Raw genomic sequence first — 21,121 nt, forward strand, 5'->3', positions numbered from 1 at the left:
CGATCAGTTCTGGGCGTTCACGTAGCCGTAGGCCCGGCTGCCGGAGATCCCCGACCAGGTGGCCTTGGTGTAGTACTTGCCGCTCGTGCTGGTGCCCTTGTACGAGCCGCAGCCGTACCCCTGCCTGTAGCTGCGCGAGGTGCTGGCGATCTGCGGATCGGGGCGGAAGCTCTTGTCCTGGTAGATGTAGGCGCTGAACGTCCTGGTGTCATTCACCGGAACGTCCCCGCACGCTTTGGCGTGACCGCTGCTCTTGCCCTTCCAGCGGTCGCCGTCCTCCTTGCTGCCCGATGTCGCGATGGAGAACGGGAGCCTGCTGCCGCTGATCTCCGCGGCGACGGCGCTGACGACGGGAGTCGCCATGCCTATGGCGGTCAGGACTCCGACGACGGCGAGCTTGCGCTTCCTTGCTAAGGCCGAGCGCATCAATCCCCCAATGAAAGAAGGCTAGTTGGTCGTCTTCCATGCTATGTCGCAGCAGTTAACTCTGGTCATATGCGCCCCACATGTGTCGGTGATCACAGCGGCAGCCACGTGTGGGTGATTCCTGCGTTTATGTCACTCGGTGTGGCCGTCCGTGCATACGGTGATGGGTGGTTGTCCCGGCACGGAGCGTGAACGAAAGGCGTGGTCGGCATGGACGATTCGACGACGGACCCGACAGACCCGACGAACCCGATGGACCTCGAGGACGACTCCGGCGCGGTCCTCAAGACGGTCGGCAAGCAGATCCGGCTGTGGCGAGAAACGGCGAAGATGCGCCAGGCGGAGCTGGCTCGGGCGATCGGCTACAGCGACGAGCAGGTCTCGTCGGTGGAGTGCGGCCGCCGGACCCCGAGTGACACGTTCTTGGAGAAGGCGGACGAGGTGCTGGGCGCGGGCGGCAAGATCGCGCAGTTCAAGGAGGACGTGGCGGAGACCCGGTTTCCGCATAAGGCTCGAAACCTGGTGAAGCTGGAGACGAAGGCCGTCGAGATCGGGTGGTACGGCACACACAACCTCCATGGCCTGTTGCAGACGGAGGAGTACGCGCGGGCTCTGTACGCAATGAGGCGGCCGACATACACCGAGGACGAGATCGAGGGTTATGTGGCCGCTCGTGTGGCTCGGCATGCGATCTTCGAGCGCAAGCCGGTTCCCGCTCTAACCTTCGTCCAGGAAGAGTCGACGCTCAGGCGTCCACTGGGGGGCAGGATGGTGTTGCGCCGCCAGCTCGAACACCTGATTGCACTTGGTGAGTTGCGGCATGTCGAGCTGCAAGTCATGCCGACGGAGACCGAGGAACACGCTGGCATGGGTGGTGACATCAAGATGTTGAAGCTCAAGGACGGGGCAGTGCTTGGATATTCGGAGGGCTATGGCAGGAGTCGACTGACAGCCAATCCAAAGGTCGTCCGGGTCCTTGAACTGCAGTATGGAAGCATCCGGGCGCAGGCTCTCACCCCACGGGAGTCACTCGCCTTCATCGAGAAACTGCTGGGAGAGACATGACACTCAAGCCGTCCATATGGACGAAGAGCAGCTACAGCGGCAATGAAGGCCCCGCCTGCGTGGAGGTGGCCTGGTTCAAGAGCAGCCACAGCAGCAACGATGAGCCCAACTGCGTCGAGGTCGCCGCCACCCCCGGTCTCGTCCACGTCCGCGACTCCAAGAACGTCCCCGGCCCGCAACTCGCCTTCCCCGAGGCCCAGTGGGCGCAGTTCATCGCCTCGGGGCTCTCCCGCGCGTGACCCACTCCACCGAGTTCGCCGTCGCCGCGATCACGGAGATCGCCGAGACTCGTTGCCCGGGGGACGCCGTGTACAAGGAGCCGATCACGAGCCTCACGCTCACACCCCCCTGGCTCGCCCGCAGCATCCGGCCCTGAGCCCCGGCGTCCCCGGCCTCCCGCCTACTTGGACTCGATCGTCCCGGGCGGGTTGGGGTCCGCCGCCAGCGCGTCCTGCGCCGCCTGCCAGGCGGGATCCCCGGGGTAGAGCCGGCTGCGGAGGTAGGCCCAGGTGAGGCGCTGGACCGCGGACAGCCGCTCAGGGCTCTCGTCCGTGGTCTCGGCCACGTCGTAGCCGGAGACGCCGCCGAGCCCGTGCTCCCCGCCGAACAGGGTGAGCAGGGACTTGGGGCCCGGTGCGAGGTGGTACGGGTCGGCGTGCCATTCGGGGCCCAGGACCGTCAGATGGGCGGAGTCGTCCTTGTCCCCGGCGACCACGAGCGCGGGCGTCGTCATCCGGGAGAAGTCCGTGGTGCGGAAGAAGGGCCAGTTCTCGGCCACGGACTCGGTGAGGGCGTCGCCGCCCCGGCCGGTCGCGGCGAGCAGTACGCCGGCCTTGATCCGGGGCTCGGCCAGGTCCACCGTCGTCCCGTCGTCCGGATCGGTGAGCCGGGCGCCCAGCAGCAGGCTCGCTGTGTGGCCGCCCATCGAGTGTCCGACCACGGCGACCTTGTCGTGGTCCAGGCGTCCCAGGAGCTGCGGGACGGCGGCCTCGACCGCGTCGAGCTGGTCGAGGACGCATGTCATGTCCTCTGCTCGCGATCGCCAGAACAGCGGCGCGCCGGGGGTGTCGGGGTCCAGGGTTCCGCGCAGTGTCATGGAGCTCAGATGGGTGGGCTGGATCACGGCGAAGCCGTGCGCGGCCCAGAAGTTGGCGAGGGGGGCGTAGCCGTTCAGCGAGGAGAGGTGGTTCGAGTAGCCCTGACCGTGCGACAGGAGGATGACGGGCAGGTCGCTCCCGGTCACGGGTGCGGAGACGCGTACCTCCAGGTCGACTGCTCGGCCGGGTGTTTTGAGTGTGACCGGACTGACCGAGAGGACGGGGGATGGTGAGGTGAAGGCGTCGGATGCGGAGGTCGGTGCACTCACGATGGGTGTTTCCCTTCGATGGCTTCCGCCGGTGAGATCCCATGGGCCGGCGGAGGGGGAGGTGGACAAGGGCGTCCCGGGCGCAGCTCCGCGAGATGAAGCGGAGCGCCGTTCCGTTTAAGATACGGAGCGCTGTTCCGTTTATCAAGTGGAACGGCGTTCCGTTTTGTTTGGCGTGGTCGACGACCGCGTCGCAGGTCTGACGTCCGGGCCCGGCGTCAGCCTCAGGTAGGACGCGGAAGCCCGTCTGCGGTCTGGTGAAACGGCCCGGCAGAGCGCCGTAGCGTGACAGGCATGGTTAAGCGCACCCGGAACACGCCGATGGCGCTCGGGATCGTTCTCGCAGTAGCAGCGGTCGCCGGGCTCGCCGTCGCCGTCCTCGTCGGCCGCCCCGGCTTCACCTGGCTCAAGGAACTGCGCGGCGGGAACGGCTGGTATCTGACGTATGAGGCCTCCGCGGACGGAGAGGGCGGGCCGGGGACGGGGGAGATCGCCTACACGGTCAGCCCGGACCGGTTCGAGGGCGCCCTCGACACGCAGCGGGTCAGCGGGGCGTCGCTGCCGTGGAGCGGGGAGTCCGTGGTGAACACCGGAGACGTCGCCCGCGTCGTGATCACTCCGCAGGACGGGCGGACCGCGTCCTGCCGGATCATGCTCGACGGCGTCCGCGAGGTCGCCTCCGGGATCTCGCCCGCGCCGGGCGAACCGGCCGTGTGCGAGGTGAAGACCAGCGAGGAGCCCGAGCACTGGCCGAGCGAGACGGGCGTGCCCGGTCAGAGTTAGCGCGGTGGCGGCGTCGGGCATCACTTCTCGCGCTCGCAGCCGATGCCGTCGTCGTCCGCGTCGAGGCGCGGCGCGTACCCCGGCCGGCCGCGCAGCAGAGGGGCGGCCCCGCGTCCCGTGCGGCGTCGCAGTTCTCGCAGTACGGCGAGGGGGCGGTGAGCTCCCGCACGGACGCGCTCACGATCACGCCGCGCGCACGATGCCGCACCGCAGGACGGGAGGGCGTCCACCGTGCGGTCCCCGCCGGGAAGCGCCCCGCACCGGCGCGCCATAGCGTGGCAGTCCCACTGTGCCGTCACCGCGGAGGCGCGTTCCATGCTGGAGTTCTTCGACGACGACCCGCTGTTCCAGATGTTCACGGACCGGGCGATCGCACTGGTCGCCCGGGGCGCGGCGGAGATGGGGGAGTGCTCGGCAACCGCCCGGCGGATCGAGCCCGGGGACCGGGACGGCTGGTACGGACAGTGGACGGCGCTCGCCCGCAGGCTGGCGGAGACGGCGGGCGAGAGCGCCGCCGCCGGTCGCTGGACCAGCGCCGCGGACGGCTACCAGCGGGCTGCCACCTACTTCCGGACGGCCTACCAGCCGCTGTTCGGAGAGCCGGTCGACCCCCGGCTCACGGAGGCGTTCGACCTGGAGAGCGACTGCTTCGGCAGCTTCGCCGCGCTCGCCCCGCAGCCCGTGGAGGCGGTGGAGATCCCGTTCGAGGGGACCACCCTCCCCGGACACCTCTGTCTGCCGGCCGACGCCGACCCCGCCGGGCCGCCGCTGCCCACGGTGGTGTCGGTCAACGGCTATGACTCGAACGTTCACGAGGCCTATGCGATGCACGCGGTCCCGGCGGTGCGCCGCGGGTATGCCTGCCTGCTCGTGGACGGCCCCGGGCAGGGCAGCGTGCTCATCCGGCAGGGGCTGCGGCTGCGACCGGACTGGGAGACCGTGCTCCGCCCGGTGATCGACTACGCCGCTGGGCGGTCCGAGGTCGACGCCGGGCGCATCGCCGTCATGGGCATGAGCCTGGGCGGCTTCCTCGCGCCGCGGGGGGTCAGCGGCGACGGCCGTGTGGCGGCTCTGATCGCCGACCCCGGGATGTGGGACCTGCTGGCGGGCATGGGGCTTCCGCCGGACGTCATGGACCGGCTGCCTGACGTCGACCCCGACGAGCTGAGCGCGCTCGTCGCCCCGGCGGCCGAGAGCCCGATGGGCCGCTGGCGGCTGGTGCAGCGAGGACTGTGGACGCACGGCGTCCAATCGCTCGGCGCGTACATCATCGAGCTGAGCCGCTACACGCTCTCCGACGTCGCGGGACGGATTGCCTGCCCCGCGCTGGTCGTCGCCAACGAGAGCGACCCCCTCTCCGCGCACGCGCAGCTGCTGCACGACGCGGTGGCGGGACCGAAGGCGCTGGTGCGGCTGGGCGGGGAGGACGGCGCCTTCGGCCACTGCCAGATCTGGAACAGGTCGGTCTTCGACCGCTGCGCCTTCGACTGGCTCGACGGGATTCTCTCCCCGGAGAGCGCGGCGTGAGGCCCCTTGCCGTCCCGTCGCCGCGGCATCAGCCGCAGTCCCAGCCGTCGCCGCAGCCACAGCTGCAAGTCAGCCAAGCCGCAGCCGCAGCCGTCGGCCTCGGCCCGGGGCCGGGCCGCGACCGGTTCTCCGCACGGGGACGCCGCCCTACGGGGGGCCCGTGCCGTTCAGCCAGTACGCGCCGTAGACCGCGCTGACCGCCGCCAGTGCCGTGAGCGTGACCCAGGTGTACACCGGGCGGGAGCGGGCCAGCAGGATGGCCGGCGGCAGCAGGATCGGGAAGGCCGGGATGAGGAGCCGGGGCTTGGACCCGAAGTAGCCGGAGGCTCCGAGTGCCAGCGCGGTCACCACGGCGGAGTAGACGATCAGGGAGATCGGCAGGCGCTGTTTCCAGGCGGCCCGGTGCGGCCAGGCGGCGAGCGCCAGCAGCGCGGCCAGGACCAGGGCCGTGGCGAGGGGGGAGGCCCAAACGGGCGTCGCCAGGAAGCGGGCGAATCCCAGCCCCGCGTCGAAGCCGTTCCCCCACTCCGCCTGGACGTCGAGATAGCCGAGCGGCTCGCCCCGCTTGTGTCCCGTCCACAGGATGTAGCCCGCCGCGCCCAGCGGGGCGAGGGCGCACCCCGCGATCATGCGCGCGGGGCGGGGGCGTCCGGCGAGGACGGCGGTCACGATCAGCGCGGCGCTCAGTGCGACGCCGACGGGCCGGGTCAGCCCGGCGAGGCAGGCGAGGACCCCGGCCGTGAGCCAGCGGTCGCGGAGCAGCGCGTACAGCGACCAGGCGGCGAGGGCGACGAACAGCGACTCGCTGTACGCCATGGACTGCACGACGGCGACGGGCAGCGCGGCCCACAGGCCTGCGAGGATCAGCCCCGCCCGGTCGCTGTGGACCTGGCGGCCCAGCGCGAAGAGGCCGACGGCGGCGGCTGCCGAGGCCAGGGCGCTGACCAGCAGGCCGATGTCGGACGGGGCCAGGGGCGAGAGCGCCGATCCGGTCTTCTCCAGCCAGGGCAGCAGCGGGAAGAAGGCCATGCTGGAGAGGTCCCGGCCGTCGGGCGCGTGGAGTGTGAACCCGTAGCCGTGCTCCGCGACCCGCGCGTACCACAGGGAGTCCCAGCGGCGGCTGAGGAGCACATGCGCGCTGGCGCCGTTCGCCGTCGACCAGAGTGCAAGAACGGTTAAGCCGAGCACCCGTATCGCCAGATAGAGGGAGACGGCCGGGGCGAGGGACCGCAGGTCCCATCGTGACGAACCTGCCCGCACCCCGTACTCCCTCGCCAACTGCCCTGAACGGTGCATGCTATCCGGCGGTCCGCCACCCGGACGGCTCAGCCCCGGAGCTCTCGGCGGGTAGACCGGCGTGGGCCTTCATACGCTGGCCGAATGGAGGGCAAGGAGCAGGAGCCGGACGAGCGGGGGGAGCCGGAGGAGCCGGGGGAGCGGGAAGGGACCGAAGCGCCTGAGGAGAAGGCGGGGGAGGAGAAGGCCGGGGAGAAGAAGGAGATGCCCGGCTGGCTGGAGCTCACGCTCACCGTGGTGATCGCCCTGGCCGCCGTCGGCACCGCCTGGGCGGGCTTCCAGAGTGCCAAGTGGAGCGGGGTCCAGGCCAACTCGTATGCGTCCGCGTCCGCCACCCGCACCGAGTCCACCCGCAACTCCACCGAGGCCGGCCAGTTCGTCACGATCGACGTCATCATGTTCACGCAGTGGCTCTCCCTGCTGAACCAGGAGATCCTCGAAGGCGGCGCGGAGCGCCCGGACGGCCAGTACGTCCCGGACCCGGACCGCGCCTCAGGGGCGCTGTTCGAGAGGTTCCGCAGCGAGTTCAAACCGGCGATGCAGGCATGGCTGGCCACGCGTCCGCTGCAGAACCCGGACGCTCCGAGCACGCCGTTCGCCATGCCCGAGTACCAGCTCGCCACCCTGCAGGAAGCGGTGAGGCAGCTGAACGAGGCCGAGGACCTGTCGGCCAAGGCGCGGCAGGCCAACCAGCGCTCCGACAACTACGTCCTGACGGCGGTGCTCTTCGCGCTCGTGCTGTTCTTCGCCGCCCTCACCAGCCGTATGCGGGTGGGTCCCGCCCGGCTGGGCTTGTTCGTCCTCGGCCTGGTCACCCTGCTGGGCGCGGTGGGCCTGCTCATCTCCTATCCGGTGAAGGTCTGATCCGGTGAAGGCCTGAGCCGGGAGGCGGCGGCGACGGCGAAGGCCGGCAGGCAGAACAGCGCGGTGCCCCACAGCGGGACGCTGAAGAGGACCGGTGCGCCGCCGACCAGGAACAGGGCGAGCAGCAGCGCGGAGAAGCCGAAGCAGAGCGCCATCCAGCGGCCCAGGGGCCAGTGCAGCAGGGCGCGCCAGTACGGGGTGCAGGACATCAGCGCGGCGAAGAGGCCGATGGCGGCGACCGAGCCGGGGACGACGTCGACGCGGGCGGACCAGCCGACGAGGTGGTGGCCCAGCAGCAGAGCGGCCGCACCGCTGTAGGCGTGGAGGGCGAGTTGTCGCGGCGTCCGGCGGCGCGGCCGCTCGGCGCGGCGCTCGGCCGCCCAGGCCGAGGCGAAGGCGTTCAGGTCCTCGCCCACCACCGCGGCCGCCGGTCTGCCCGCGCCGGACGCGTCGTCGAGGTGGTCGCGCAGCTCCGCGACCATGTCGTCGACCTCGGCCTCCGGCAGATCGCGGAACAGCCACTCGCTGCGGCACCGGTCGAGGATGTCGTCAGCGGTCAGCGTCATGGGTCTCATCCGTTTCCCCCGATTGCGTGTCGGACAGCGTCCGGTCGACGGCCGCCGCGAAGCCCTGCCAGGTCGTGCGGCCCGCGGTCAGCGCGGCACGGCCCTCGTCGGTCAGCCGGTAGTACTTGCGCGGCGCCCCGCCCGACGGTGACGGAGCCCGGTAGGCGTCGATGAGGCCGCCTTTCTGCAGGCGGGCCAGCAGCGGATAGATGCTGCCCTCGCTGACCAGCTCCAGCCCGTTCTCCGCCAGGCCCGAGACGATTTCGAAGCCATAGCGCGGGCGCTCGGCGATGAGCGCCAGCAGGCACAGGTCCAGGACGCCGCGCAGCAGCTGGGTGCGCCGCTGGTCGGCCGCCGCGCCGGGCAACGCAATTGTCATGCGGCGCATGATAGTCAAGGGCTGTCTTGTGCGGCAAGGTAGTTGACGTCTGCGGCCTCAACCACCCCGTCAGGCACGGGTGTTGTGGCCCTTCTCATGTCTTGATCTCTTCCTCATAGGTGGCCAATACACCCTTTGCTTGCATATGGTCACGGGGCGCATGTCTCACGTCTCTGCGTAACACCCTTGTCCTGCAGCGGACATGACGCATGCGCATCTGACCAAGCGAATACGTCTGGCGGCCCATCCGCATGCGCACTGTCGTTGGGCGCGCCGATCCAAAGGGGGACCATCTTGGAGAGTACGTTCTGGAGCCGGCGGCGCATCCTCGGCACCATAGCCGCAACCACCGCCGCGACCGCTCTCCCGCTGGCTGCCGGCACCCGTGCCATGGCCGCCACACTGCCCGACGTCGGCCTTCCTGACCCGGAGACCCTGCCCGACACCGCCCGCGCGAAGGCCGTCACGGCGTGGAAGGCCGGCGGCAAGGCCGTGAAGAAGGCCGCCGCCGCAGCCCTGACCGGCACACCCGAGGACATCGACCGCTTCCTCACGGCCGAACTCGCCGGGGCCGTCGCCGAGGACAACCGCGTCGCCGTGATCAAGGCCCTCTCCCGCGCGGGACGGGGAACCCGCCGGGAGGTCACCGCTGCGCTCAACGCCGGAGACGACGCCGTCGCCGCCTTCCTCGACGGCGGTTTCAAGACAGCGGAACTCGAAGACCTGCGCGTCCTCACCTTCAGCATCCTCGCCGACGGCGACAGGGGCGTGAAGCGCGAGGCGCAGGCGGCGCTGGACAAGGGCACCAGCGAAGCCCTGACCGAGTTCCTCACCACCGGTCAGTACACCGCCCGCATCGAGGACGAGCGCGCCGAAGTCTTCAAGATCCTCGCCACCGCCTCGCCGGAGGTGACGAAGTACGCCCAACGCGCCCTGAACGAGGGCACTCCCGGCGCCGTCCACTGGTTCCTGGAGACCGGGCAGCACATCGCCCGCGCCCGTGACCAGGAGACGGCGACCATCGACCAGCTCGTCGCCGTCGTCGAGCGCCAGGGCAAGCGGGCCAAGCTCCGCACCGACCAGGCCGTAGACGCCTCCGAGAAGGCGAAGACGGCCGCGGAGAAGGCGAAGGAGGCGGCCCTGCGGGCGGCGGAAGAGGCCGACGCGGCCCGCGACGACGTCGCCAAGTCCGGCCAGGCTGCCCGCAAGGCCGCCGGGGCGGCCAAGGGAGCGGCGAACGCGGCCCGCACCGCCATCCGCGCCTCCGCCGCCGCGCAGTCGGCCGCCCGCCGCGCCGCCTGGGCCGCGTCGGCCGCCGCGCAGGCCGCCGCGACCGCCGGATACGCCGCCACGCGCGCCTACAACTCCGCCATGGCCGCATCCAAGGACGCCTCCAAGGCCAAGGCCGCCCGCCTGGCCGCCGAAGGCGCGAGGAACGCGGCGGCCAAGGCCCGTACGGCGGCGAAGGCCGCCGACCACGCCGCTGCCGCCGGCGCCCAGGCGGCGTCCGCCGGCTCCGCGGCCGCCTCCGCTTCCCGCAACGCAGCTGCCGCCGCCAACGCCTCGGCGCAGGCAGCTGCCGCCGCCGGGGCGGCCAAGGGCGAGGCCGCCAAGGCCCGGCGCGAGGCGGAGATCGCCAATGCGCAGGCCGCGCGCTCCACCCGCGCCGCGAACGCCGCCCAGTCCCTCGCCAACACCGCGGCCCGCGCGGCACGGGAGGCGAGAGACGCGGCCAACTCCGCCGCCGATCACGCGGACAAGGCGGCGGACGCGGCCGAGGAGGCCGCCAAGCACGCAGGGAAGGCCGTCGACTACGCCAATCGGTCCACCGCCTACGCCAAGGACGCCGTCAAGGCCGCCGACGCCGCCTCCGAGATGGTGGAGAAGGCCCGGAAGGTGGAGCAGGAGGCGCGTGAGGCGGAGGCCAAGCAGCTCGCCGAGGAGACCGCGCAGGGCATGGACGAGGCCCGCATCCTCGCCCGGGCCGAGCAGGAGGACCTGGAGGCGGCCCGCCAGCACCGCACCCAGGCCGACGCACTGGACGGCGAGACCCGCGACTCCATCGCCGCGGCGGAGAAGGCCCTCAAGGCCGGCGACACGGCCGCCGCGGTCACCGCCGGCCGCAAGGCGGCCCTCAACCTGCTGACCTCCAACGGCACCTGGACACGGGAGGCGGCGGAGTTCGCCCTCGCCGGCACGGACGAGTCCATCCTCGCCTGGATCGACGCGGACCGGGGGATCGCGCAGGCGCAGGACGACCGCGAAACCGTCCTCTACCTCGCCACCATCTCCACCGCCGCCGTCGCGGACGCCGCGCACAAGGCGCTGGCCAGTGACGACCCGAAGGCCGTCACCGCCTTTCTGAACACCGGGATGGTCGAGGCCGCGGCGACCGACAACCGCGTCTCCATCTTCCGCATCCTCGGCGGCAACCCCGGCAAGGCCGTCAGGGCGGCGGCAGACGCGGCCCTGTCCGACGGCAGCGCGAAGGCCCTGCACGACTTCTTCGCCGCCAAGTACGCCCCGGCCATGCGTGAGGACGACCGGGTCGCCACCTTCACGCTCCTCAACAGCGGCGGCGCCTATGTCAAGGCGGCCGCCCAGGTGGCCCTGGAAGGACCCACCTGGATGCGGCGTGACTTCGTCACGCACATCGCACACCGCACCGCGCAGATCGACCATGACGCGGCCACCCACACCGCGGCCATCCGCGCGTCCATCGCCCACGCCTCGAAGATCGCAGCCGAGGCGCAGGCGGACGCCTACAAGGCGTCCAAGGCGGCGGCGGAGGCCCGTAAGGCGGCGGCGGAGGCCGCGGAGTGGGCGGACAGGGCCAAGGCGTCGGCCGACCGCGCGTCCGGCTACGCCACCGAGGCCCGCAGGAACGCCGACGCGGCCGAGAAGTCCGCCGCCGACGCCGCCGCCTCGGCGAAGAAGGCGAAGGCGGCGGCAGCGTCCGCGCGCGGTGCGGCCCGCCGCGCCAACTACTCCGCCAACCAGGCCACCGCCTCGGCCCAGCGGGCCGTCAACTCCGCGGCCAGCGCGCAGGCGTCGGCCAACCGCGCCCAGGCCGCCGCCGTCGCGGCGGGCAAGGACAAGGCGGCGGCCGCGGCCGCCGCCAGCGAGGCGCGGCAGATCGTCGTCGCCAAGCGGAAGGCCGAGGCCGCCGAGGCGGCGCGCAAGGCGGCGGAAGAGGCGCGGAAGAACAGGGAGCAGGGGGTCGACCCGTCGGACAACGAGGGGAACGACGTTCTCGACTCCCTGTGGGACGCCGTCTCCGACAAGGACAACTGGCGTCAGGCCGCCAACGTCCTGTCCGGCGTCAGCACCGTCGCAGGCATGATCGCCGCCGGCGCCCTGTTCATCCCCCCGCCCGCCGGTGAGGCGATCGCGGGCGTCGCCGGAGCCGTCTCCCTCATCGCCGGCGGCGCGTCCGCCATCATCACCGGATTCACCGACGGCTGGACCTCCAAGGCGTTCCTGACGTCGGCGGGAGGCGTCGCCATCGGCGTCCTCACCGGCGGCATTCCGTTCACGAAGCTGGGAGGCGTGTCCGGAGTGATCAAGTGGGGCGCCGAGGGCGTCCGCTCCGCGTCCGTCCTCGCCGCACGGTTCGAGCAGGAAATCATCTCCCCCGTCGTCGGTGTGTTCACGACCGACTGGGGCGGAGCCTGGGACACCGCGAAGGACACCTGGGACGGGGTGAAGAGCGGCTGGGACGCCATTACCCCCTGGTAGTCGGTTGATACGATCCGGGCCGGAGAGCGAACTCCGCGTGCGCCGCGATATGCTCTCCGGCCCGGAAAGGCTGGAATTCCATGTTTCTCTCCCTGCCCACCCTTGCCTGGGTCGCGATAGCCGTCGCCGTCACACCGGCGCATATCGCCCTGATGCGCTGGTCGATGCCGACCCCCAAGGCCAAGCAGTCGGTTTCCTTCGTGCCGCTGCCCGTCGCCGTCTCCGCGCTGGCCTTCGCCGCCGCGAAAGGCTACATGGTCGCTGAAATCCTCTATCTCTACAGCGCGGTGCTGGTCATGTTCGTCGTCATGATCGCACCGGTGAGGAAATGGGTGGGCGCGGACATCGCGAAACAGGAGGACAACCCGGATATCAAGGTGAAGGCCCACGCCCCTTCACTGTGGTGGATCTTCGGCTCCGGATTCGTCATGCTGATCACGGTCATGGCCGTATGGTCCGCGGGTTCGGCCTCGCTGTGACGCGGACTCGCCGAGCGCGGAGTTGACGACCGTGAACTCCGGCGACCGCGAACTCTGACGATCGCGAACTCTGACGATCGCGAACTCCGGCGACTGCGGAGTCGGCGTCCGCGGAGTTGACGACGGCGAAATTGACGATACGGACTCGCCGACCGCGGACTCGCCGACCGCGGACTCACCGACCCAGGAAGACCGGGTTCGTCATCGCCGCCAGCGGGCCCGGAAGACCCGGCGTCACCGGTGCGTGGCGCACCTCCGCCCGTACATACGCAGCGTACTGCGGGGTGGTGGTCCACTCTGCCGACCCCGTCCCGGACGCGGGCAGCGCCTGAGTGTGCAGCGTGCCCTGGTCGGTGACGAAGCCGGCCGTGCAGCCGGGGGCGCCCGCAACGTCGAGGCGGACCGTGACCGGGGCGTCGTCCGCGACGCGCAGGCGCCCGCCGATGCCCGCGCGGTCGCCCCGGCCGCCCGCTGCGGAGAAGGACAGGGAGACCTCGGAGGACTCGGCGACGTACGAGCGGCCCGCGCGGATGCCCGCGAGGATCGCCGCGCGGGACAACTCGTCGGCGAGGACGACCGTCTGCGGCACCCCGATCGCCTGCGGCTCCCGGTGGGCGTCGCTGCTGCCCATCGCCGGGATCCAGGCGCGCCGGGAGCGGGCCGCGGCGACCAGCGTGCCGTCCCAGGCGGCGAGGGCGACTTCGTCGTCCGGGGTGTACGGGCCGTTCCACACCTCCACCGCGTCCGCCTCGCCGAAGCCGAACTTCCAGCTGCAGCCGATGCAGACAGCGTGCGGATGGGCGGGCACGACCAGGCCTCCCGCGCGCCGGATGCCGCGGGCGATCCGGCCGAAGCGGTCGTCACGGGCCCGGTAGCGCCAGTCGACGAACGTGCCCGGATCGGTGCCCAGGGCGATGGCGTGGCCGTTGCGGGTGGTGACCTCCTCACCCGTGAGGATCAGCAGGTCATCGCTCCACAGGCCCTCCCACGCCCCATGCGCCGCATGGGTGTTGTGCTCCGAGGTGTTGATGAAGTCCAGCCCGGCCGCCCGCGCCCCCGACGCGACCTCCTCGGGGGTGCGCCCGCCGTCCGAGTGGACGGTGTGCAGATGGCAGTCGCCGCGGTACCAGGCCCGGCCGCGCCCGCCGGCGCGCTCCGGAGGGTAGACCGGCCTCGGCGCGGGGGCGGACTCGCCGAAGCGGAGGGTGACCGTCACCTCGTACCGCAGTCCCTGCGGGGCGACCGTGTACGGGCCGAGGGCGATATGCCAGGTGCCCGGGTGCACCGGCCCCGGAACATAGCCGGGCGTCGCCGCGTCCGCGCGGATGAAGAACTCCGTGCGCGCCCCGCCCGACCAGCCGCGGAAGCCGCGGCCGCCGAGCGCGGTGCCGCGCTCGTCGAAGATGCCGATGTCCAGGGCGTTGCCCTGGGTGCCGGAGGGGACGGGGACCCGCTCGTACGTGTAGCCGACATGGATCTCGCGCACCCCGCGCGGGACCTCGACGGGCAGATAGACATAGTCGGGTGAGCCGGGTGGCAGGGTGCCGCCCACCACCCGGGTCTGGTCGCCGTCGCCGCCGCTGTCACCGGCGCCGGCGGGCTGCGCGTACCTCACACCGCTCAACGTAAACGCGGCGGCCGCCCCCGTCACGAGCAGAGCGCGCCGTCTCATCGCGTGTCTCGCGTGCTCCGTGCCTGCTTCGCATGCGTCCATACGCCGACACGGTGACACAGCGGCGTGAACCCGCCCGGAAGACCAGGGGGTTGCGGGATGGCGGGGCCCTGTCGAGTCGGCGCTCTCGGCTTTCCGGCCCGCGCGGCCTACCGTGAGGACCCGATCCGGCCCCGGGAGGACACCAGATGCGCATCGCGACCACGATCTTCCTCACCGATGAGACGATCACCCCGGTCCAGCTGGCGCGGGAACTCGAGCAGCGCGGCTTCACAGGGCTCTATCTGCCGGAGCACACGCACATCCCCGTCGAGCGCACCTCCCCCTATCCGGCAGGAGGCGAACTGCCGCCGGAGTACGGCCGCACCCTCGACCCCTTCGTCGCCCTCGCCCAGGCCGCCGCCGTCACCGAACGCCTCGGCCTCGGCACCGGCATCACCCTCCTCGCCCAGCACGACCCGATCGCCCTGGCCAAGCAGATCGCGACCCTGGACCATCTGTCGGGCGGCCGGTTCACACTCGGCCTCGGCTACGGCTGGAACAAGGAGGAGGCGGCGGACCACGGCGTCGCATGGTCCACACGACGGGACGTCGTCCGCGACCGGATGGCGCTGATGCTCGCCCTCTGGGCGGCGGAGCCGACCGGGTACCAGAGCGAGCACTGCTCCGTGCGGCCCTCGTACGCCCACCCCAAACCCGCCGGAGGAGCCCCGCGGACCCTCCTCGGCGGCGCCGCGGGGCCCCGGCTCTTCGCCTCCCTCGCCCAGTTCGCGGACGGCTGGCTGCCCATCGGCGGGCGCGGGCTCACCGAGTCCCTCCCCGCGCTGCGCGCCGCATGGGAGTCCGCGGGGCGCAAGCCCGAGGACCTGGAGGTGGTGCCGTACGCCGTCCTGCCCAGCCCCGGCAAGCTGGCGCACTACGCCGACCTGGGCGTGACGGAGGTCGTGCTGCAACTGCCGCCCGCCGGGGAGCGGGAGGTGCTGCGCACGCTGGACGACTACGCGCGGTATATGTGACGGTCCCCGCGGGCCGACGCCACCGCCGTCAGCGACATCCGGTCGTGCAGCGCCCGCCTGGACGGGCCCGCCGCCAGCAGCAGCCCCAGCCCGACCTGCCCCGGCATCGCGCGCGCAGTTGACCTGGGCACGGCCTCGGCCCGCAGTTGCATCGCTCGTATGCTCGGACACATGACCACGAGTGCCGCGAATGCGCGCAGCGAGCCAGGACGCCCGACCTCCAACGCCATGCGCAGAGCCCTCAAGCGCGCCAGAGAGGGCGTGGCGCTCGACGCCGCCGAGGCCGCCGTGCTGCTCCAGGCACGCGGAGCGGACCTCGAGGACCTGTGCGCCTCGGCCGCGCGGGTGCGGGACTCGGGACTTCAGGCCGCGGGCAGGCCGGGCGTCATCACCTACTCCAAGAGCGTGTTCATCCCGCTGACCCGGCTGTGCCGGGACAGATGCCACTACTGCACCTTCGCCACCGTCCCCGGCAAGCTGCGGCGCGCGGGACACGCGGGGGCCTTCATGTCGCCGGACGAGGTGCTGGCGATCGCCCGGCGCGGCGCCGAACTGGGCTGCAAGGAAGCCCTGATCACCCTGGGCGACAAGCCGGAGGACCGCTGGCCCGAGGCCCGGGAGTGGCTCGACGCCCACGGCTACGACGACACACTCGCGTACGTACGCGCCATCGCGATCCGCGTCCTGGAGGAGACCGGGCTGCTGCCCCACCTCAACCCCGGCGTCATGAGCTGGACCGACTTCCAGCGACTGAAGCCGGTGGCCCCGTCGATGGGCATGATGCTGGAGACCACGGCGCGGCGGCTGTGGAGCGAGCCCGGCGGCCCCCACTACGGCTCGCCCGACAAGGAGCCGGCCGTCCGGCTGCGCGTTCTCGAGGACGCGGGGCGCTCGTCCGTGCCGTTCACCAGCGGGCTGCTCATCGGCATCGGGGAGACCCATGAGGAGCGGGCCGAGTCGCTGTTCGCGCTGCGCCGCGTCTCCCGTGCGTACCACGGCCTCCAGGAATTGATCATTCAGAACTTCCGCGCCAAACCGGACACGGCGATGCGCAAAATGCCCGACGCAGAACTGGACGACTTGGTCGCGACGGTCGCCGTCGCCCGGCACATCATGGGGCCCGCCGGCTGTCTCCAGGCCCCGCCCAACCTGGTGGACGAGGAGTACGGGCGGCTCATCGACGCCGGAATCGACGACTGGGGCGGGGTCTCGCCGCTCACCCCCGACCATGTCAACCCGGAGCGGCCCTGGCCGCAGATCGACGTCCTGGCGCAGCGTTCCGCAGAGGCGGGCTTCACCCTGCGGGAACGCCTCTGCGTCTACCCGGAGTTCGTGCGGCGCGCAGAGCCCTGGCTCGACCCGCGGGTGCGGCCGCACGTCGCCGCGCTCGCCGACCCGGAAACCGGGCTGGCGCGCGAGGACGCCGTCGTGCGGGGCCTGCCCTGGCAGGAGCCGGACGAGACGTTCGCCGCTGCCGGGGAGGGGACGGGCCGCACCGATCTGCACCGCACCATCGACACGGAGGGCCGCACCGGCGACCGGCGGAACGACTTCGACGAGGTGTACGGGGACTGGGAGGCGCTGCGCGAGGCCGCCGCGCCCGGCATGGCCCCGCAGCGCATCGACGGCGATGTGCGCGCCGCCCTGTCGCAGGCGGCCGACGACCCGACGAAGCTCGACGACGACGCGGCCCTCGCGCTGCTGCACGCCGAAGGGCCGGCGCTGGACGCCCTCACCCGGATCGCGGACGAACTCCGCCGGGACGTCGTCGGCGAACAGGTGACCTTCGTCGTCACCCGCAACATCAACTTCACCAACGTCTGCTACACCGGCTGCCGCTTCTGCGCCTTCGCCCAACGCCGCACCGACGCCGACGCCTACACCCTGTCGCTGGAGCAGATCGCCGACCGGGCGCAGCAGGCATGGGACGTCGGCGCGGTCGAGGTGTGCATGCAGGGCGGCATCCACCCCGACCTGCCGGGCACCGCCTACTTCGACATCGCCCGCGCCGTGAAGGAGCGCGTACCCGGCATGCATGTGCACGCCTTCTCCCCGATGGAGGTCGTCAACGGCGCGACCCGCACCGGGATGTCGATCCGCGACTGGCTGACCGCCGCCAAGGAGGCCGGCCTGGACTCCGTCCCCGGCACGGCCGCCGAGATCCTCGACGACGAGGTCCGCTGGATCCTCACCAAGGGCAAGCTGCCCGCCGCCACCTGGATCGAGGTGATCCGCACGGCGCATCAGCTCGGCATCCGCTCCAGTTCCACGATGATGTACGGGCATGTGGACCAGCCGCGCCACTGGCTGGGCCATCTGCGCACCCTGGCGCGCATCCAGCAGGAGACCGGCGGCTTCACCGAGTTCGTCACCCTCCCCTTCATCCACACCAACGCGCCCGTCTATCTCGCGGGCATCGCCCGCCCCGGCCCGACCGTCCGCGACAACCGCGCGGTGACGGCGATGGCCCGACTGCTGCTCCACCCGCACATCACCAACATCCAGACGAGCTGGGTGAAGCTGGGCGCGGACGGCGCGGCCGAGATGCTCCGCTCAGGCGCCAACGACCTCGGGGGCACGCTGATGGAGGAGACCATCTCCCGCATGGCGGGCTCCGGCTACGGCTCGTACCGCTCCATCCGGGACCTGACCGCCATCGCCGAGGCGGCGGGCCGCCCGGCCCGCCCTCGGACCACGCTGTACGGCGAGGTCCCCGAGGAGCGCGTCCGCGCCGCGCAGGAGTCGGACGGGCATCTGCCGCGGCTGCTGCCGGTGCTGTCGGACTGAGAACCGGGGCGCCCCGGACCCTGTGCGGGGCCTTTGCCCCGGACCCTGTGCGGGGCCTCCGCCCCGGACCCTGTGCGGGGGTTCCGCCCCCGACCCCGTCTGGGGCCTCCGCCCCGGACCCTGTGCGGGGCCTCCGCCCCCGACCCCGTCTGGGGCCTCCGTCCCCGACCCTGTGCCGGGGGTTCCGCCCCGGACCCCCGCGCCTCAATCGCCCCCGGACTCCGTCCGGGGGCGCCCCCACGGGGCCGGGTTTCTGGACCTTGTGCGTCGAGCGCAGAATTCAGCCCGTCCGGCGTCTGAGGACACGGCCTTCAGGCCGTACAGGGGGTCTGGGGGCGGAGCCCCCAGTTACGGGAAGGGGCGGGGAGGGGAAACCCCCCACCAGCCTCCCCCCACGGCTCGGCCGGCCGTCGCGCAACCCCGCACGTCCGCACACGAGCGAACCCCGCGCCAGCCCACAACCCCGGTACCCGGGAGCATGACAGGGTGCGGCTGCCGCCCGAGCAGCCGGACCGGTCATCACCAGGGTCGATTACAGTGCTGCGCCAGGCATACGTTCGACCGTCGGCCGGTCCCCGGCTCGCCGGTCGACGGTCGACGTCCGGGGAGGGACGCCGTGAGCGCAGCAGCGACAGCCGTATGGGGACGTGCCGAACAACAGGACTTCCGCGCCCGGGTGCGCGGTGCGCTCCTGGGCGGCGCCATCGGCGACGCGCTCGGCGCGGGGGTCGCCGACCTCGGACTGGACGACATACGGACCGCCCACGGTCCGGACGGCGTCGGGGACTTCGTGTCCGTGTACGGCCGCCGCGGGGCGGTCACGGCCGCCACCCAGATGACGCTGTTCACCGTCGACGGACTGATCCGCGCCCAGGTGCGCCGCGACACCGGGGCCTGGCATCCGCCCACCGACGTCCACCGCGCCTATCTGCGGTGGTTGGCGACCCAGCGCGACTGGGGGCCGGACGAACGCCGCAAGGACAACGGCTGGCTGGCCCGTGAGGAGTGGCTCTACAGCCGCCGCGACCCGTCCCGGGACTGTCTGACGGGGCTCGGCGACGAGACGATGGGCACGCTGGAGTCGCCCAAGAACCCGACGGCCAGGGACGCGGGGGCGCTGGTGCGCTCCGCGCCCTTCGGGCTGCTCGTCGGATGGGAGCCGCAGCTGGTGTGCCAGCTCGCGGTGGAGTGCGCGGCGCAGACGCACGGGCACCCCACGGCGTATCTCTCGGCGGGCGCGTTCGCGGTCATCGTGCACGGGCTGGCCCGCGGTGAGTCCCTGGACGCCTCGGTGCAGCGCGCACTCGCCCAGCTCGCCGCCCGGCCCGGCCACCAGCCGGTCACGGACGCGCTCAGACAAGCGCTGGGCGCGGTACGGCAGGGCATTCCCGGCCCGTCACGGGTCGCCGCCCTCGGCGAGGGCCGTCATGCGGAGGACGCCCTCGCCATCGCCGTGTACTGCGCCCTCGTCGGCGAGGACATCCGTCACGGCCTGCGCCTCGCCATCAACCACAGCGGCCCCTCACACACCACGGGCACCCTGTGCGGCTCCCTGCTCGGCGCCCTCCACGGCGAGACCGCCCTGCCGCCCGCGTGGCTCGCCGAGGTGGAGGGGCGCGGCACGCTGCTGGAGCTGGCGGACGACTTCGCGATGGAGATGACCCAGGGGCCGGCCCTGCACGGCCCGGCCATCAGCGCCCCCGGCTGGCTGGCCCGTTACCCGCGGGCGTGACTCCGGCTGGTTGGCCCGTTGCCCGCGGGCGTGGCTCCGGCTGGTTGGCCCGTTGCCCGTGGGCGTGGCTCTGGCTGGTTGGCCCGTTGCCCGTGGGCGTGGCTCTGGCTGGTTGGCCCGTTGCCCGTGGGCGTGGCTCTGGCTGGTTGGCCCGTTGCCCGCGGGCGTGGCTCTGGCTGGTTGGCCCGTTGCCCGCGGGCGTGGCTCTGGCTGGTTGGCCCGTTGCCCGTGGGCGTGGCTCTGGCTGGTTGGCCCGTTGCCCGTGGGCGTGGCTCTGGCTGGTTGGCCCGTTGCCCGCGGGCGTGGCTCTGGCTGGTTGGCCCGTTGCCCGCGGGCGTGGCTCTGGCTGGTTGGCCCGTTGCCCGTGGGCGTGGCTCTGGCTGGTTGGCCCGTTGCCCGTGGGCGTGGCTCTGGCTGGTTGGCCCGTTGCCCGCGGGCGTGGCTCTGGCTGGTTGGCCCGTTGCCCGCGGGCGTGGCTCTGGCTGGTTGGCCCGTTGCCCGTGGGCGTGGCTCTGGCTGGTTGGCCCGTTGCCCGTGGGCGTGGCTCTGGCTGGTTGGCCCGTTGCCCGCGGGCGTGACCCCGTGCGGGGTGACGCCCGTTTCAGCACGGTGGTGGTCAGCGCATCACTTCGCCCGCGTTGACCAGCAGCGACTGGCCCGTGATGGAACGCGCCCGGTCCGAGACGAGGAAGGCCGCGGCTTCGGCGACGTCGGCGTCGGTGGCCGGCTCCGGCAGGGCCATCCGCTCGGTCAGGCGGGCGAGGACCTCGGATTCCGGCACGCCCTCGGAGTCCGCGGTGAGACGTACGTACGCCTGGACCGGTGGGCCCCACATCCAGCCCGGCAGCACGGTGTTCACCCGTATCCGGTGCGGGCCCAGTTCGCGCGCCAGGGAGTACATCGCCGAAGTCAGGGCGCCTTTGGAGGCCGCGTACGCCGCCTGTCTGACCTGGGAGGGGGCGGCGACGGCGGACTGGGTGCCGATGATGACGACCGAGCCGCCGCGCTGTTTCAGCGACGGCAGGCAGGCCCGGGTCATCCGCAGGGTGCCCAGCAGGTTGACGTCGATCACCTGCTGCCAGACGGCGAAGTCGGCGTCTTCCAGACCGCCGAAGGAACTGTCCCAGGCAGCCACGTGCACCACCGCGTCGATCCGTCCGAAGCGCTCCACGGCGAGGGCGGCCAGCGCCTCGCACTGGGTCTCGTCGGTGATGTCGGCGGTGCGGTAGGCGCTGCGGCCGCCGTCGGGGTCTATCTGTTCGGCCGTCCTGGCGAGTCCGGCGCGGGTGCGCGCCCCCAGCACGGCACGGCCTCCGTCCCGTACGACGGCGGCGGCGACCCGGTGGCCGAGACCCGGGCCGACGCCGGAGACGATCACGGTCTTTCCCTGGAGCAGCAGTTCTGCCGGCATCCGGAGGCCTCCGC

At 72.1% G+C, this 21,121-nt stretch carries 20 protein-coding genes; 11 read left to right on the forward strand and 9 right to left on the reverse strand.

Features of this window, described 5'->3' with window-relative positions; translation table 11 throughout:
• Positions 1 to 3: 3 nt before the first annotated feature.
• Positions 4 to 426, reverse strand: coding sequence for a hypothetical protein (locus QCN29_RS09425; RefSeq protein WP_240138956.1), 423 nt, complete (start codon positions 424 to 426; stop codon positions 4 to 6).
• 210 nt (positions 427 to 636) lie between these two features.
• On the opposite strand from QCN29_RS09425, the gene QCN29_RS09430 reads away from it, so the two are divergent.
• The 3 genes from QCN29_RS09430 to QCN29_RS09440 are packed head-to-tail and all read left to right on the forward strand — an operon-like array spanning position 637 to position 1,867.
• Entirely contained in the window at positions 637 to 1,491 is an 855-nt protein-coding gene (locus tag QCN29_RS09430) for a helix-turn-helix domain-containing protein (RefSeq protein ID WP_279927293.1), read from the forward strand.
• The gene (locus QCN29_RS09435; RefSeq protein ID WP_279927295.1) at positions 1,488 to 1,730 is read left to right on the forward strand and encodes a DUF397 domain-containing protein; all 243 of its coding nucleotides are present in this window, start codon (positions 1,488 to 1,490) and stop codon (positions 1,728 to 1,730) included. The genes QCN29_RS09430 and QCN29_RS09435 overlap by 4 nt, the downstream gene beginning before the upstream one ends.
• Complete coding sequence (locus tag QCN29_RS09440; RefSeq protein ID WP_279927296.1) at positions 1,727 to 1,867, forward strand: hypothetical protein; 141 nt, start codon at positions 1,727 to 1,729, stop codon at positions 1,865 to 1,867. The genes QCN29_RS09435 and QCN29_RS09440 overlap by 4 nt, the downstream gene beginning before the upstream one ends.
• 24 nt (positions 1,868 to 1,891) lie before the next feature.
• Here QCN29_RS09440 and QCN29_RS09445 read toward each other — a convergent pair whose 3' ends face one another.
• Positions 1,892 to 2,857 carry an alpha/beta hydrolase family protein gene (locus QCN29_RS09445; RefSeq protein ID WP_279927297.1) on the reverse strand — a complete coding sequence of 322 codons (966 nt, stop codon included), beginning with the start codon at positions 2,855 to 2,857 and terminating at the stop codon, positions 1,892 to 1,894.
• 294 nt (positions 2,858 to 3,151) lie between these two features.
• On the opposite strand from QCN29_RS09445, the gene QCN29_RS09450 reads away from it, so the two are divergent.
• The gene (locus QCN29_RS09450) at positions 3,152 to 3,640 is read left to right on the forward strand and encodes an MmpS family transport accessory protein (RefSeq protein ID WP_240138951.1); all 489 of its coding nucleotides are present in this window, start codon (positions 3,152 to 3,154) and stop codon (positions 3,638 to 3,640) included.
• A gap of 20 nt (positions 3,641 to 3,660) precedes the next feature.
• On the opposite strand, the gene QCN29_RS09455 is transcribed toward QCN29_RS09450, so the two are convergent.
• Positions 3,661 to 3,957: an excalibur calcium-binding domain-containing protein gene (locus QCN29_RS09455; protein ID WP_279927298.1), complete on the reverse strand. Its 297-nt coding sequence runs from the start codon at positions 3,955 to 3,957 to the stop codon at positions 3,661 to 3,663.
• On the opposite strand from QCN29_RS09455, the gene QCN29_RS09460 reads away from it, so the two are divergent.
• Complete coding sequence (locus tag QCN29_RS09460) at positions 3,956 to 5,167, forward strand: alpha/beta hydrolase family protein (RefSeq protein ID WP_279927299.1); 1,212 nt, start codon at positions 3,956 to 3,958, stop codon at positions 5,165 to 5,167. The genes QCN29_RS09455 and QCN29_RS09460 overlap by 2 nt on opposite strands.
• Before the next feature lie 147 nt (positions 5,168 to 5,314).
• On the opposite strand, the gene QCN29_RS09465 is transcribed toward QCN29_RS09460, so the two are convergent.
• Positions 5,315 to 6,427 carry a glycosyltransferase family 39 protein gene (locus tag QCN29_RS09465; RefSeq protein WP_279927300.1) on the reverse strand — a complete coding sequence of 371 codons (1,113 nt, stop codon included), beginning with the start codon at positions 6,425 to 6,427 and terminating at the stop codon, positions 5,315 to 5,317.
• 120 nt (positions 6,428 to 6,547) lie between these two features.
• Between QCN29_RS09465 and QCN29_RS09470 the strand changes: the two genes are divergently transcribed.
• Positions 6,548 to 7,327, forward strand: a complete 780-nt coding sequence (locus QCN29_RS09470; protein WP_279927301.1) for a hypothetical protein — start codon at positions 6,548 to 6,550, stop codon at positions 7,325 to 7,327.
• Here the strand turns inward: QCN29_RS09470 and QCN29_RS09475 are convergent.
• Positions 7,309 to 7,893: a hypothetical protein gene (locus tag QCN29_RS09475; protein WP_279927302.1), complete on the reverse strand. Its 585-nt coding sequence runs from the start codon at positions 7,891 to 7,893 to the stop codon at positions 7,309 to 7,311. The two genes, QCN29_RS09470 and QCN29_RS09475, sit on opposite strands and share 19 nt — an antisense overlap.
• Positions 7,877 to 8,272: a PadR family transcriptional regulator gene (locus tag QCN29_RS09480; RefSeq protein ID WP_279927303.1), complete on the reverse strand. Its 396-nt coding sequence runs from the start codon at positions 8,270 to 8,272 to the stop codon at positions 7,877 to 7,879. Before QCN29_RS09480 ends, QCN29_RS09475 begins: the two co-directional genes overlap by 17 nt.
• A gap of 294 nt (positions 8,273 to 8,566) precedes the next feature.
• Here QCN29_RS09480 and QCN29_RS09485 point away from each other — a divergent pair, with 294 nt between their 5' ends.
• Together QCN29_RS09485 and QCN29_RS09490 are read left to right on the forward strand one after the other, a co-directional pair.
• Positions 8,567 to 12,010, forward strand: coding sequence for an ALF repeat-containing protein (locus tag QCN29_RS09485; RefSeq protein WP_279927305.1), 3,444 nt, complete (start codon positions 8,567 to 8,569; stop codon positions 12,008 to 12,010).
• Positions 12,011 to 12,090: 80 nt separating this feature from the next.
• On the forward strand, positions 12,091 to 12,489 hold the full coding sequence (locus QCN29_RS09490) for a hypothetical protein (protein ID WP_240138094.1): 399 nt from the start codon (positions 12,091 to 12,093) through the stop codon (positions 12,487 to 12,489).
• Between the two features lie 175 nt (positions 12,490 to 12,664).
• On the opposite strand, the gene QCN29_RS09495 is transcribed toward QCN29_RS09490, so the two are convergent.
• Positions 12,665 to 14,203, reverse strand: coding sequence for a CehA/McbA family metallohydrolase (locus QCN29_RS09495; RefSeq protein ID WP_279927306.1), 1,539 nt, complete (start codon positions 14,201 to 14,203; stop codon positions 12,665 to 12,667).
• 146 nt (positions 14,204 to 14,349) lie between these two features.
• Between QCN29_RS09495 and QCN29_RS09500 the strand changes: the two genes are divergently transcribed.
• Positions 14,350 to 15,177: an LLM class F420-dependent oxidoreductase gene (locus tag QCN29_RS09500; protein WP_279927307.1), complete on the forward strand. Its 828-nt coding sequence runs from the start codon at positions 14,350 to 14,352 to the stop codon at positions 15,175 to 15,177.
• On the opposite strand, the gene QCN29_RS09505 is transcribed toward QCN29_RS09500, so the two are convergent.
• Entirely contained in the window at positions 15,159 to 15,329 is a 171-nt protein-coding gene (locus tag QCN29_RS09505; protein ID WP_279927309.1) for a hypothetical protein, read from the reverse strand. The genes QCN29_RS09500 and QCN29_RS09505 overlap by 19 nt on opposite strands.
• A 19-nt stretch (positions 15,330 to 15,348) precedes the next feature.
• Between QCN29_RS09505 and QCN29_RS09510 the strand changes: the two genes are divergently transcribed.
• Positions 15,349 to 17,964: a bifunctional FO biosynthesis protein CofGH gene (locus tag QCN29_RS09510; protein WP_279927310.1), complete on the forward strand. Its 2,616-nt coding sequence runs from the start codon at positions 15,349 to 15,351 to the stop codon at positions 17,962 to 17,964.
• Positions 17,965 to 18,580: 616 nt separating this feature from the next.
• Positions 18,581 to 19,696 (forward strand): ADP-ribosylglycohydrolase family protein, encoded by a 1,116-nt coding sequence (locus QCN29_RS09515; RefSeq protein WP_240138090.1) that lies wholly within the window; start codon positions 18,581 to 18,583, stop codon positions 19,694 to 19,696.
• Positions 19,697 to 20,312: 616 nt separating this feature from the next.
• On the opposite strand, the gene QCN29_RS09520 is transcribed toward QCN29_RS09515, so the two are convergent.
• Positions 20,313 to 21,107 (reverse strand): SDR family oxidoreductase, encoded by a 795-nt coding sequence (locus tag QCN29_RS09520; RefSeq protein WP_279927311.1) that lies wholly within the window; start codon positions 21,105 to 21,107, stop codon positions 20,313 to 20,315.
• Positions 21,108 to 21,121 lie beyond the last annotated feature (14 nt).

Origin of the sequence: Streptomyces chengmaiensis (assembly GCF_029846775.1) — a bacterium.
In the GTDB taxonomy this organism is placed as follows: domain Bacteria; phylum Actinomycetota; class Actinomycetes; order Streptomycetales; family Streptomycetaceae; genus Streptomyces; species Streptomyces chengmaiensis.